The sequence below is a fragment of the Desulfobacter latus genome (assembly GCF_013389365.1).
In the GTDB taxonomy this organism is placed as follows: Bacteria; Desulfobacterota; Desulfobacteria; order Desulfobacterales; family Desulfobacteraceae; genus Desulfobacter; species Desulfobacter latus.
Window position 1 is genome coordinate 1 of record NZ_JACADJ010000086.1, and the last position, 14,217, is coordinate 14,217.

Consider the following 14,217-nt stretch of genomic DNA (forward strand, 5'->3'; position numbering starts at 1 on the left):
GTAGTTAAAAGAAGTTCCTGAATCTTTAAACTTACAAAGATAAGGAATAGAGGCTGCGGGTTTCAGCCACTTAAGGTGTTTACATTTTAATAAAAAACTCTAATTGAATCGTAAATTAAATACTTTTAATTACTATTTAATGAGATTTTATAACCTAATTCAATTTAAAAATCTTAAGCCAATTTGCAATACCTTCGCCAATTTTTGCCTCACTTGGGAATGCCATAAGGCTATTTTACAAATGTTTCTAAAAAAGCTTAATAATAAAAAATCGACCCTGCAAAACATGGGTAGGTTTTAATTATAATAATCTGAAATCATAGCCTTTTCAAAAAAGCCTAAATTACAGAGAACAAAAGGGTTTCTCTAACCAAATATACGCAACAGAAATGGCGAAGGTATTGAATTTGCCCATTCAATTTTTTTTAAAGCCCAACTTCATTAAGGCAAAATGATGGTCACAGAAAATAAGGAAATATCCCGTCTCACCCAGAGCCCGTCTCCAGGAACGGCCCAGGTTTTATTTTGCGGAGATGTTGTCATTTTTACACTTTCCGTTTCCCCTGACAGTCCAAGTCCAGGTCGTGCCTTTGTCAGAACCAACCTGGGGAATGCGGAGGCGATCCGCAGAGAAATCATCCGTCGGGTGGAAAAAAACGAAATCAAGCTAGGGGAGGCCTGGTGTGATTTGCCTATGAAAGAAGAGGGTGATGGACATTTTTCCATCCGCCTGCCCCTGACCCAGAACGGATCTTTCCAGGCCAAATGTTTTTTTATTCCCCAGGACAGTGATGTCCCGGTATGGCCCGAAGGAGAGAACACCATCCTCTGTGTTGAACCGGCCGGCACCTGCTGCGCCAATATCATTTATAACGCTTTTGTGCGGCAGTTCGGCCCCACCAAGGACGCAAAATTCCAGGCCCCTGATCTGGATACCGTAATCAAAAACCTGGATGACCAGGGATATACGGTGATTCCCAAATCCGGAAAATTCAGGGATCTAAAGGAACAGTTGAACTTTATCTTTTCCCGGATGGGCTGCCGGGGGCTTCACCTTCTCCCTATCCATCCCACACCCACCACCTATGCCCGGATGGGCCGGTTTGGAAGTCCCTATGCCGCCCTGGACTTTTCGGATGTGGACCCGGCCCTGGCCCAGTTTGATCCCGCAGCCACACCCCTTGAACAATTCATGGAGCTGGTGGATGCCGTACACGACCACGACGGTTACCTGATCCTTGACATTGCCATTAACCATACCGGCTGGGCAGCCAGTCTTCATGAATCCCATCCCGAGTGGCTGGACCGGGAGGATGACGGCAAAATCCGCATGCCCGGTGCCTGGGGGGTTGTATGGGCGGATCTGACCAAGCTCGATTACCGGCACACGGACCTGTGGCAATACATGGCGGATATTTTTCTGCTCTGGTGCCGCCGGGGTGTGGACGGATTCCGGTGCGATGCCGGGTACATGATCCCGGAACGGGCCTGGGAATATATTATCTACAAGGTTAGAAACCAGTACCCCAACACAGTTTTTTTCCTTGAAGGGCTGGGCGGACCACCGGATGCAACCCGCCGGCTGCTCCAGCACGCAAATTTTAACTGGGCCTATTCAGAACTGTTCCAGGAATACTCCCTTGAGCAGATATCCCGCTACTTAGCCCGTGCCATAGAACTCTCAAATACCTGTGGCCACTTAATCCATTTTGCGGAAACCCACGACAATGACCGACTGGCCAAGGTGTCCCATACCTATGCAAAAATGAGGACCGGTCTTTGTGCGCTGTTCAGTATCTGCGGCGGATTCGGATTTACCAACGGTGTGGAATGGTTTGCCAAGGAGAAAATAAATGTCCACAACTCGCCGGGACTGAACTGGGGAAGTTCTGATAACCAGGTGGATTATATCACCCGGCTTCATCTTATTTTGCGGGAACACCCTGTCTTTTTCAGTGGGGCACAATTAAGACTCATCCATGAACAAGAGAGCCGGGCTCTGGTGTTACTAAGATCAAACCCCCATCATAATGCCCGGATGCTGGTGCTGGTCAACCCGGACTGCGACAAGCGGGGCAAGGCGGTGTGGCTGGCCGGCACGGAAGGCGGTGCAGCCTTTCCCTGGACAGACCTGCTTTCAGGCAACACTGTTCAGGCGGAACGCAAAGGCGGGAAATACCGTATTCTCCTGAAACCGGGGGCCGTACTGGCGTTAAGTCCTGAAAAGAGTGATTTGGATCTGCTTGAGGCTCAACCGGCCGGAAAGCTGTCCATGCCCGGCAGGGTTCTGATGCAGAAACGAAGGGCACTGGCCCTTGATGTAATCACTGCGGTAAACGGCTACATGAATCTGGATGACCTGGATGTGGACAAGGCCGCCATGGACCTGGCACGGAACCCTGAAACCTTTATCCGGGAACTTTACCCGGACAAGCGAACCATCCGCACCATCGTGTTTGATGCCCACAAGGATATCAATCGCAGGGTCATGGTCCCCCCGGGCTTTTTCCTGCTGATCCGGTGCAACAAACATTTCAGGGTTCAGCTTGAGGAAACAGGGTTTGATAAATATTGCCTGGGATTCTGTGAAAGTCTGCCCGCAGAAGGAGGGTCCGGATATCAGGCCGTTTTCATGCCCATGGAAATAAAAACCAATTACAGGGACTGTCTGCTCAAACTGCGCATATCCGGCCCCGAAGGAACCAAAGTAATTACCGGCAATATCAGGTATCTTGCCCCGTTTGAGGCGCTTAACCTGCGCTTATCCTTTATCCGCAGGGAAATTGTCGCTGATCCGTCCATCAAGCAGTTGTCCACCACCAACCTGGGTGCAATGATGCGCGCCGGGGCTTGCTTCGGCCACCTGGAGAGCCGTTATGATGCCCTTTTGGCTGCCAACCTGAATTCCCGCCTGCCCGAAAACCGGTGGATGCTCCTGTCCAGATTCAGAATATGGGGCGTATTCCAGGGCTATTCCCGGGAACTTGGACTGGATTGTATGGATGCCTTCTGGGCCTCCCATGACCAGGGCGGAAAATGGCGATTCAGGATTCCCTCATCCGAAGGCAGATATTATGTCATTGATCTGTTTCTGGAGATGGACCCAAAGACCAACGCCGTAACCCTGACCCTGCACCGGGAAACCGCACCGATGGACAGTCCCCGGCGCCTCCAGCCCGAACGCGAAGTCACGCTGATCATCCGCCCCGATATTGAAGACAGAAGTTTCCATAATACGGTCAAGGCGTTTAGCGGTCCTGAGCAGCAATGGCCGTCCCGGGTTTCAACATTTGAAAACGGATTTTTCTTTCATTCCCAGACAGGAAAAATACTTCGACTGTCAAGCAGTCGGGATACATTCTTCTTGAAACCGGAATGGCACTACATGGTCCACAGAAGTGTTGAAGTCACCCGGGGAATGGATGCCGACTCAGATCTGTTCAGCCCGGGCTACTTCAACATCAATGTCAAGGGCGGAGACACGGTTAGCCTGAAAGCCTGTGTTATGAATGAAGAAACCCTGCCGGAACCGGCAGCCGACAAAAAAATCTCTCTGCCCGGTTCGTTTAAATCAACGGTACCGTTTTGTCAAGCAATCCAGACAAGCCTTGACGCATTCATCGTAGACCGGGGAGAAGAAAAAAGCGTGGTGGCCGGATATCCCTGGTTCCTGGACTGGGGAAGGGACAGCCTGATCTTCTGCCGGTCCCTGATTGAGCTTGGCCGAATCCGGGATGCCTTTGCCATACTCTCTCTTTTTGGAAAATTTGAAAAAGACGGCACCCTGCCCAATATGATAAGCGGTGAAGATGCGCGGAACATTGAGACCTCGGATGCGCCCCTGTGGTTTTTTGCCTGCTGCCGGCAACTGACCCAAACCTTAAGCAAAGAACCGCTGCTCACCCAAAACATCGGCCGGCGCACGATGCTTCAATTGCTTAAAGACATGGCATCCTCCATGATTAACGGCACCCCCACCGGTGTCAAGGCTGATCCGGAATCCATGATGCTCTACAGCCCGGCCCATTTTACCTGGATGGATACCAATTTCCCGGCAGGCACCCCCCGCAAGGGATATCCCATTGAGATCCAGGCGTTGTGGTGTTATGCCCTTGAATTTTTATCCCAGGTTGATAAGTCAGACACACAAGGGCAATGGCAAAAACATGCCGACACGCTGAAACGCGCGATCATGGACCTGTTCTGGCGCGAAGAGGATGGTTTTTTCAGCGACTGTCTGCACTGCAGGGAACCGGTTGACGCTTGCCATGCGATCCCTGATGATGCCCTGCGGCCCAATCAGCTGCTGCTGATCACTTTAGGGATCATTGACGATCCCCAAATCATGACCCGGGTGGTGGCAACCTGCCGGGAGCTTCTGGTTCCCGGAGCGATTAGAAGCCTTGCGGACCGCCCCCTGGACATGCCCCTGTCCATTGAACGGAATGGGCAGCACCTGGTAAATCCCCATGCCCCCTATGCCGGATATTACCAGGGTGATGAGGATACCCAAAGGAAACCGGCCTACCACAACGGCACCGCCTGGACATGGCAGTTTCCAATATTCTGCGAGGCCTGGGCAACCGCCTTTGGCCCCCCGGGTATTCCGGCGGCCCTGGCCTGGTTAGGCAGTTCACTGCCATTGATGCGCACAGGTGCGGCAGGTTTTGTGCCTGAAATTCTTGACGGCAATTTTCCACACACGCCCAGGGGATGCGATGCCCAGGCCTGGGGATGCAGCGAAATTGCCAGAGTGGCCCATAAACTGAATCGGATTAATACGATAAATAATAAGAGTTAATATTTTCGGTATAAAAAATGCTATATCATTTAAAATTAGTTGTTTGCGATCCGTCATCCCATTATGAACAGCACTGCCGGCACTCCGAAAACCAGGAAATAGGAGGTCGCTATGCCTAATAGACCAAGAATTCTTATTGTAACCCCGGAAGTCACCTACCTGCCCGAAGGTATCAGCTCTGATAGCGATGGCTACTCCGCCAAGGCCGGAGGCCTGGCGGATGTGTCGGCAGCACTGATCTCTGCGTTGTATGATTTAAGCTGCGATGTCCATGTCGCCATACCCGACTACAAATCCATCTATCATGGCAATAATGAACCAAGAAGTCACCGGGAGGTGGAAAAAATTCGCCGGCGGCTGCATGAGGAACGGATTCATTTTGCCGCAGACCGGGTGTTTCTTTATAAAGACGGGGTTTATTCCGGGTATTCGGATAAAGATCTTAAGGTATCCCTGGCATTTCAGCGGGAAGTGATCAACAACATCATCCCAAGGGTGAAACCGGATATCATCCATTGCAACGACTGGATGACCGGACTGATTCCGGCCATGGCCAGGCGATACGAAATTCCGTGTCTGTTCAGCATTCACAACATTCATACCATGACTTCCACCCTGGCCGAAATTGAGGACAGGGGAATTGATGCCGCCGCCTTCTGGCAGTGGCTTTACTTCAAACGTCCGCCCGTTAACTACGAAGAGAGCCGGGACACCAACCGGGTGGATTTTATGGCCTCCGGGGTGTTTTCCGCCCATTATGTGAACACGGTGAGTCCCACCTTCCTGCGCGAAATTGTTGAAAACCGCCACTCCTTTGTGGAACCGGAACTCAGGGAACAACTGACCTACAAGTGGGATGCCGGGTGCGCCACAGGCATTTTAAATGCGCCTGAACCCGAATTCAATCCAGCCGTGGATCATATGGTCCAATTCAATTACGGACCCAAAAACCACCGGGCTCAGAAAAAAAAGAATAAAATTTTCCTCCAGAAATCCGTGGGGCTTGAAATAAATCCCGATGCGCCTATGTTTTTCTGGCCCTCCCGCCTGGATCCTGTACAGAAGGGGTGTGCGCTGCTGGCAGAAGCCATGTATGATATTATTTCCCAATACTGGGATACAGGCATTCAGATTGTATCCGTGGCAGACGGGACATACCAGAAACACTTCCACGACATTGTCGACTTCCATGGCCTGCACCAGCGAATCAGTATCTGGGGATTTAACGAACATTTGTCCCACCAGGCATTTGCATCCAGTGATTTTATCTTCATGCCCTCTTCGTTTGAGCCGTGCGGCCTGCCTCAGATGATCGGCGGCATATACGGCAGTCTGCCCATTGTATTTGACACAGGCGGCCTGCATGACACGGTCAGACAGCTGGATGTGGCGCATTCAACGGGCAATGGCTTTATTTTCAATGTCCACGATGCCCAGGGACTGAAATGGGCCGTGGACCGTGCCATGGATTTTTTTCGCCTGGATCCGGATGAAAAAGAACATCAGCTCCGAAGAATCATGACTGAATCCGTACTTGAATTTAACCACAGCCGATGCGCTGAAAGCTATATTAAACTATATGAAAAAATGCTCAAAAGACCGTTTTTGGTCTAATCCTTCATGGACAAACGATCCGTATCTGTCACCGTTTAAGCCCATTATCCGGTCACGGTTTGAAAAGGCCCTGGCAACGGTGGAGAAACTGAAAAACAAAAAATCATGGGTTGACATGGCCAATTACCATGAGATTTTTGGCCTTCACAGGGATAAAAACGGCTGGGTGTTCAGGGAATGGGCACCCAATGCAACAGCCATGTTTATCCTCACACCAGCCAATAACTGGGAAAAATCTTCAGACTGGGAAGTGAACGGACCTGATCCCAACGGCATATTTGAAGCCCGTTTCCCTGAACGCTTTTTTTGCCATGAACAGCTTTACCGGCTCAAGATCGTGTGGGAGGGCGGCGAAGGCGACCGTATTCCCACAGCAGTCACCCGGGTCGTCCAGGACAGCGCCACCTATATTTTCAATGCCCAGGTATGGGCACCGGACCAGCCATACCAGTGGCAGGCGGAAAATCCCAATTTGTCCACAGATCCGCTTTTAGTCTATGAAGCCCATGCAGGCATGGCTTTAGAGGAAGGCAGGGTCGGTACCTGGCGGGAATTTGCCGACTACATCCTGCCCAAGGTCATTGACGCAGGGTACAATACCCTGCAGATGATGGCGGTTCAGGAGCACCCCTATTATGGCTCTTTTGGCTACCATGTGTCGTCATTTTTTGCCCCGTCTTCCCGGTTCGGCACCCCGGATGATTTCAAGTACCTGGTGGATAAGGCACATCAGGCCGGCATCCATATACTTATGGATATTGTACACGCCCACAGTGTAAAAAATGAGGTGGAGGGCCTGTCGCGCTTTGACGGTTCTTTGTACCAGTTTTTCCACGACAAGGATCGGGGAGATCATGCGCTTTGGGATTCCCGGTGTTTTGACTATGGCAAACAACAGGTCTTAATTTTTCTGCTCTCCAACCTGAGATATTTCCTTGAACAATTCCGGGTGGATGGATTCCGGTTTGACGGCATAACCTCCATGCTGTATGACAATCACGGATTAGGACGTGCCTTTACAGGGTACCAGGATTATTTTGGCGATGATGTGGATGAAGATGCCTTAAGTTATCTTTATGCCGCCAATGACCTGGTTCATGAAATCCGCCCCGGCGCAGTAACCATTGCAGAAGATGTAAGCGGGTATCCCGGGCTTGCTGCGTCGGCAACGTTATGCGGCACAGGGTTTGATTTCAGGTTTTCCATGGGCGTGCCGGATTACTGGATCAAGCTGCTCAAGGAGGTCAGGGACGAAGCGTGGCCCATGGGCGGTTTGTGGTATGAACTGACCCGGCACAGGGACGAGGAGCGCACAATCAGTTACGTGGAATGTCATGATCAGGCCCTGGTGGGGGATCAGACCGTGATGATGCGCCTGATGGGCGGAAAAATCTATAATTCCATGGAAAAATCCAACACGGATATCACCACGCAACGGGCCGTTGCCCTTCATAAAATGATCCGGCTTATTACCCTGGCCTGTGCCCACAAAGGGTATCTCAATTTCATGGGCAATGAGTTCGGCCATCCTGAATGGATTGATTTTCCATCCCCTGCCAATGGATATTCCTACCACTATGCCAGACGCCTGTGGTCCCTCAAATATGACAAAAATTTGTATTTTCCGGACCTGTTCGCCTTTGACAAACAGATGGTTGCCCTGGCAAAACAAACACAATTGTTTACATGGGACACGCCAAGGATTTTACATATCCACGAAGACAACAAAATTCTGGCATTTGAACGATCCGGCCTTATTTTTGTGTTTAATTTCCACCCGGAACACTCTTTTACCGACTACCGCATTAATGCACCGGCAGGCAAATATGAAATGCGCCTGGACACGGATGAAGCCCGGTTCGGGGGATTGGGACGCCTGAACCCGGACCAGGTGCATTTCACCATGCCACTGGGCGATGCGGTTGAAAACCGCCATGATGCCCTGAGCCTTTATCTGCCCAGCCGCTGCGCATTGGTCGTGGTCCGGATCTAAATCCTATCCTGCAAATATCCCAGGGGCCGATTCCATATCGGCCCGGGTTTCATTGATATTTATATTTATAGCTGCATGCGGTCCGGCAAATCAGGCGGAAATTGATTCCGCCCCTACTCTCTATATGAATCAATGCCCCATATACCGTCCGCATATGCCTGAATGGCCCGATCACTGGAAAAAATTCCGGTGCGGGCAATATTTTTCAACGACATGGAGAGCCATTTGACACGATCCATATAGTCATTGCCTATCTTTTCCTGGGTTGCAACATAAGCCCTGAAGTCCGCCAGGTGAAGATAATGTTCCCGAGAGCCCATGAGCTGGCTGAAAACAGATTTAAAAATACCCGGCTCATCAGGACAGAAACGATTGGAATGAATGGCCTTGAGAACCCGTTTCAGGTCCGGATCATCATCGCAAAACGTTTTGGGCTCATAACTTGGGCGAAGCGCCTCCACTTCCGCCACAGTAAGGCCGAAAATATAGATATTATTATCTCCCACCTGTTCTGCAATCTCTATATTGGCCCCGTCCAGGGTACCGATGGTTAATGCGCCGTTCATAGCAAACTTCATGTTGCCGGTTCCCGAAGCTTCCATGCCGGCGGTGGAGATCTGCTCGCTGACGTCTGCGGCCGGAATAATCTTTTCCGCCAGAGTTACCCGATAGTCCGGCAGAAAGACCACCTTGATCATATCACGGATATCCGGGTCCTTATTGACCACGTTGGCCACCGAATGGATCAGTTTGATGATCAGTTTGGCAAAATGGTAACCCGGAGCGGCTTTACCGGCGAAAATAAAGGTCCGGGGATGCCCGATATCCTGGTCCTCCTCCTTAATTAAAAGATACAGATGGATGATATGAAGCACATTGAGCAACTGGCGCTTATATTCATGAATCCGTTTGGCCTGGATATCAAAAATGGAGTGGGGATCCACGCTCAAAAATAATTTCTGACGAATTAATGCCGCCAAAGCCTCTTTGTTGGCCAACTTAATATCACCCAGCCGATCCAGGAATCCCGGATCGTTTTGATAGGTTTCCAGTTCCCATATTCGCGATAAGTCCCCGATCCAGCGCCGACCGATAAATTCAGTGATAAAACCGGCAAGCCCGGGATTGCAGGCTGCGATCCAGCGTCTGGGGGATACCCCGTTGGTTTTATTGCTGAATTTTCCCGGCCACAGTTTGTAAAATTCGGGAACAAGTTGCGTTTTAACCAGATTGGAGTGTACCTTTGCCACCCCGTTTACCGAATGGCTGCCGATGATGGCAAGATTGGCCATACGCACCTGCTTGACAGCCCCTTCCTGAATGATGGACATCTTTGCAATGCTTTCAGTGGTTACATCATATTCATGAACCGTCAAATATTCCAGGAATCGCTGGTTAATTTCATAAATCAACTGCATATGCCGGGGCACCACCCGCTCCAGGATACTCACCGGCCAGGTTTCCAGGGCTTCGGGCAGCAGGGTGTGATTGGTATAGCCAAGGGTTTTTTGAGTGATCTCCCAGGCTGTTTCCCATTGTATGCCTTTTTCATCCACCAGGATACGCATCAGCTCAACCACTGCCAGGGCCGGATGGGTATCATTGAGTTGAACAGCCACTTTTCTGTGAAAATGGTCAAAGGTGTCATGGTTCATTTCATACTTGCGGATAATGTCTTTTAAGGAACAGGCCACAAGGAAATACTCCTGGACCAGCCGAAGTTCTTTTCCCGACTCTTTGGAATCCGACGGATAGAGAATTTTGGAAATGCTCTCGGATTTGATTTTCCGACCCACGGCTTTGAAATAGTCCCCCTCATTAAAAATATCGATATCAAAATCCTCGGACGCCTCCGCCGTGAACAATCGCAAATAGTTTACGGTACGACCTTCAAAACCGGCAACCAGGATGTCATGGGGCCGGCCAATGAGCAGTGCCCAGTTCGTCCATACGGGATTATACTCTCCGTACCGGTCCACACTGCCCTCCACCCGGCCGTAAATGGGAACCATATACCGTTCTTCCGTTCTACGAATCAGCCAGGGCGACCTGCGATTGGGCCAGTAATCGGGCTTTTCTTTCTGGTATCCGTTAACAATCAATTGTTTAAACAGGCCGTAATCATAGTTAATCCCGTATCCGAATCCCGGCATATTCAGGCTGGCCAGAGAATCAAGAAAACATGCGGCCAAACGCCCAAGCCCTCCGTTGCCCAGCGCCGGATCACGTTCTTTCTCAACCAGAAAGTCAAGATCAATCCCTTTTTTTTCAAGAAACCTTTTACAGCGGTTGTAAATACCTAAATTCAACAAATTGTTGCTTAAAAGCCGTCCGATAAGGAACTCAAGAGATAGATAATACAGGCGCTTAGCGTCATTTTCCTGATAACGCGTCTGCGTATCATAGCCAATATCGATAAGGTACTTGTTAACGGCATAGGAAACGGCGTTTAACTGATCATTTTTCGAGGCGTCTTCAAGTTGCTTGCCCAGAAAATACTTAATGTAATTATTAAAGGAGATCTCAAAGTTTGAAAAATCAAAATAGGACATGCGTTGACTCCACACTCGACCCAGGGGCCTTTAATTGTCAAAGAACCTATATTGTAATAACCGAGTTGTCTTCCCCCTGAAAGGGAGACGGCAGGTAAATATCCGCGTTTTCATCGTTGATCCAGCGAGTGTCATCCACCAGATAACGAAACTGGTAGGACCGTTCCAACTCAAGGTCAAGGATTGCGGAAAAATCTCCATTCTTGAGTTTTTTCATGGCCCCGGAATTTTCATCCCAGTTGTTGAAATCACCAACCAGGTTGACTTTTTCTGCAGGACCAATCACCTTTTTTTGCAGTTTAAATCTGACCCTGCACACATTTTTGGTTTTAAGATATTTTTTTGTAAACATGACACCCTCCGAAATGGTTGTAAACGGTACCTTCCATTTAAAGATAAACTGATGGATTTATTCTAATTTTTTAAAATCGCGGTGTCAACAGTTGTATTCAAATCCTGATCCGGCACCGGATGGAAAACAAGCGCCTTGATCATGGCCCATGTTTTTTATATATAGATACGGATTTTCAACATGCTGCTAAGGAGCAACAACATAATGACATTGGTAGACGGAAGCCTGGATGAACTTGAAATTCAGATTATACTGGCACTTCAGAAAGATGCCCGTAAATCGTATAAAAGTATTGCCAAAAAGCTGGGTGTGGCCGAAGGCACGGTGAGCAACCGGGTCAACCGGCTGATCCAGCAGGGCATTCTCAAGCTTGAAGCCCGGGTTAACCCCTTTGCCATGTCCAATAAAGCGGCAGCCATTATCGGCATAAACATCAAGCGCAACCACCATGCCAAGGCCACTAAGGAGATCATGGCCCTGTCCAATGTCAATGCGGTATGGGCCACCACGGGAAAATACGATATTTTTGTTGAGATACTGGCCGATTCAATCAAAGCGCTCAATGTTTTTATATTTGAAGAGGGGTTAAGCACAATTGAAGGTATAGAGGCCACTGAAACGTACATCATGCTTGACTCGGCGTCCAAATTTTTTAAAATACACCAATAGGATCAAGGATTTTTGCCCGTCTTCAAGGCGCATCAATGGGCGCATATTTAAAGAGTATAGGTATTTCCATTTCCCAGCACCCAGCACCCAAGGGGCAAGCCACCGTGCCTGCCCCCATGGTAAATTGTCAGGACATATTATCCCAGAATGACCGACTCTGATCGTCCATGGTTGCGTCGGCGCAATGCGTGTTTTTGTTTTCTTGATGCAAATTGCCGGAAAAATCCCGGTCTTGGGGCCGCGATCCCGCAAGCCGGGCCACACGATCTTCAATAGGCGGATGGGTGGAAAACAAATTCATCATCTGCTTTCCGGTCAACGGATTAACAATGAACATATGGGCGGTGGCAGGGTTGGCATCCAGCTGATCCCGGCTGCGGCTGAAGCCTCCCAGCTTTGACAAAGCTGAGGCCAGACCATTGGGATTTCCGGTAATGCTTGCCGCAGTGGCATCTGCCAGGTATTCCCTGGATCTGGACACAGCCATCTGGACGATCATGGCGGCAATGGGCGCCACCATGGAGACCACAAGCACACCAATGATGCCAAGGCCCCCGTCATCATCATCCGCGCCGCCGAAAAAGGCTGAAAACCTGGCAATGGTCGCAATCCACATAATGGCCCCGGCCAAGGTGGCCACAATGGTAGAGATAAGAATATCCCGATTTTTTACATGACCCAGTTCATGGGCCAGCACCCCTTCAAGCTCCTCCTGATTCATCATGTTCATCAGGCCCTGGGTCACGGCGACCACCGCATGTTCCGGGTTCCGTCCCGTGGCAAAGGCATTGGGCGCGGATTCGGGAATAAGATACACCTTGGGCATGGGCAGACCGGCATTTCGGGCAAGGCGGGCCACGGTGTCAAACAGGCCCGGGGCCTGGGAGCGCGCCAGGGGCTGTGCCCGGTACATTTTTAAAACAACCTTGTCCGAATACCAATAACTTGCAATATTCATGACACCGGCAAAAATCAAGGCCATGAACATACCCCCCTGTCCTGCCAAAAGATATCCGAGGACCAGGAACAAACCGGTCATCATGATCAGCAACATCCCGGTCTTAAATTGATTTGCCATATGTTTCCTCCACACTGATAATTAATATTCACTATAAAAATTTTTCATTTTCAAAACTCAAACAAAATATAAATCCCACGGTAAAAAAATCAACCACCACTTAGAGCCTGTTTGATAATTAGGGGGCAGGCCACTGTGTCTGCCCTAAAAAAGGAAACAAAGAAAGGTATAACCTACGAAAAATGGAATACAATAAAATTGTATTCATAAAAAACAATAATTAACTAATCTAATTTAATTTCGCTGATTCAATTAAATTTAATTAAAATAATTTCTTTTCATTATCCGTTTAATTAAAATAATTTACTTATTGAGTCTTAAAAGTAATTTTTATTTTAATATCAGTATCTTATATAAATATCTGTTTTTGATGGCATATTTATTGCTTTCACATAACTTTAATAGTATCAAAATATTAAGTTTTTTAATTTACGGCATAACTGATTAATTTTGATAACTATTTTTCAAAAATTCAAATTGTTTCTTAAGCTGCTGCTAACAATTCAAAAAAATTGGAGTTCCTGTGATTATTTTTTCGAAGTTCAAACAATGCCCTGCGAATTTTTTCAAAATATTCCTTTTGACGTATATTGTGTTATTTACAATCTGGCGCCTGCCGGTTTCTGCAGTTGAAACGCCCAAAAAAATTTTGATGATTACATCTTATCATCAGGGGGATGACTGGAACGATTCAATCGTATCCGGAGTGCAAGAGATCTTTGACAAATATAATAAGCGGACGGTTCTGTTTATAGAATACCTGGATATCCGTCGAAACGCTGGGGATGACCATGTACAATTATTTTTCAATTATTTGAAAGGGAAATATGCGAAAAAAAATTTGGATCTGATTATCCTTTCTGATGATGCGGCCCTCAATTTTTTTATCGATATCCACGTACAATTATTTGAAGATGTACCGGCTGTTTTCTGTGGTATTAATAATTTCAACCCGGAAATTTTAGCCGCCCAATCAAACATTACCGGGGTAAATGAAGAAATCACGCTTGCAGAAACCATGGAGATGGCTTTCGGGCGCATTCCCATTTTCCCGGTTATGCAACAGCCAATGAATTGTGCGAGTTTGCCATTTGTTTCAAATAATTCCATCTCCCTGACTTATAATATGAACGTAGCATGATCACCTTCTCTGCATTT

General features: G+C 48.5%; 8 protein-coding genes. 5 read left to right on the forward strand and 3 right to left on the reverse strand.

Features of this window, described 5'->3' with window-relative positions:
• The first annotated feature begins 451 nt into the window (after window positions 1–451).
• From HXW94_RS16600 to HXW94_RS16610, 3 genes are all read left to right on the forward strand, one after another.
• Entirely contained in the window at window positions 452–4,801 is a 4,350-nt protein-coding gene (locus HXW94_RS16600) for an amylo-alpha-1,6-glucosidase (RefSeq protein ID WP_343054678.1), read from the forward strand.
• 111 nt (window positions 4,802–4,912) lie between these two features.
• A complete protein-coding gene (locus HXW94_RS16605) occupies window positions 4,913–6,415 on the forward strand; it encodes a glycogen synthase (RefSeq protein WP_178368022.1) in 1,503 nt (500 codons plus the stop codon).
• Window positions 6,381–8,408 (forward strand): alpha amylase C-terminal domain-containing protein, encoded by a 2,028-nt coding sequence (locus HXW94_RS16610; protein ID WP_178368023.1) that lies wholly within the window; start codon window positions 6,381–6,383, stop codon window positions 8,406–8,408. Before HXW94_RS16605 ends, HXW94_RS16610 begins: the two co-directional genes overlap by 35 nt.
• A gap of 113 nt (window positions 8,409–8,521) precedes the next feature.
• On the opposite strand, the gene HXW94_RS16615 is transcribed toward HXW94_RS16610, so the two are convergent.
• Window positions 8,522–10,960, reverse strand: a complete 2,439-nt coding sequence (locus HXW94_RS16615; RefSeq protein ID WP_178368024.1) for a glycogen/starch/alpha-glucan phosphorylase — start codon at window positions 10,958–10,960, stop codon at window positions 8,522–8,524.
• A 46-nt stretch (window positions 10,961–11,006) separates the two neighbouring features.
• Window positions 11,007–11,312 (reverse strand): isoamylase early set domain-containing protein, encoded by a 306-nt coding sequence (locus HXW94_RS16620; RefSeq protein WP_178368025.1) that lies wholly within the window; start codon window positions 11,310–11,312, stop codon window positions 11,007–11,009.
• Between the two features lie 204 nt (window positions 11,313–11,516).
• On the opposite strand from HXW94_RS16620, the gene HXW94_RS16625 reads away from it, so the two are divergent.
• Window positions 11,517–11,981 carry an Lrp/AsnC family transcriptional regulator gene (locus tag HXW94_RS16625; RefSeq protein WP_178368026.1) on the forward strand — a complete coding sequence of 155 codons (465 nt, stop codon included), beginning with the start codon at window positions 11,517–11,519 and terminating at the stop codon, window positions 11,979–11,981.
• Between the two features lie 127 nt (window positions 11,982–12,108).
• Here HXW94_RS16625 and htpX read toward each other — a convergent pair whose 3' ends face one another.
• Window positions 12,109–13,059 (reverse strand): zinc metalloprotease HtpX, encoded by a 951-nt coding sequence (htpX, locus tag HXW94_RS16630; protein ID WP_178368027.1) that lies wholly within the window; start codon window positions 13,057–13,059, stop codon window positions 12,109–12,111.
• Between the two features lie 592 nt (window positions 13,060–13,651).
• Between htpX and HXW94_RS16635 the strand changes: the two genes are divergently transcribed.
• On the forward strand, window positions 13,652–14,200 hold the full coding sequence (locus HXW94_RS16635) for a hypothetical protein (protein WP_218576772.1): 549 nt from the start codon (window positions 13,652–13,654) through the stop codon (window positions 14,198–14,200).
• Window positions 14,201–14,217 lie beyond the last annotated feature (17 nt).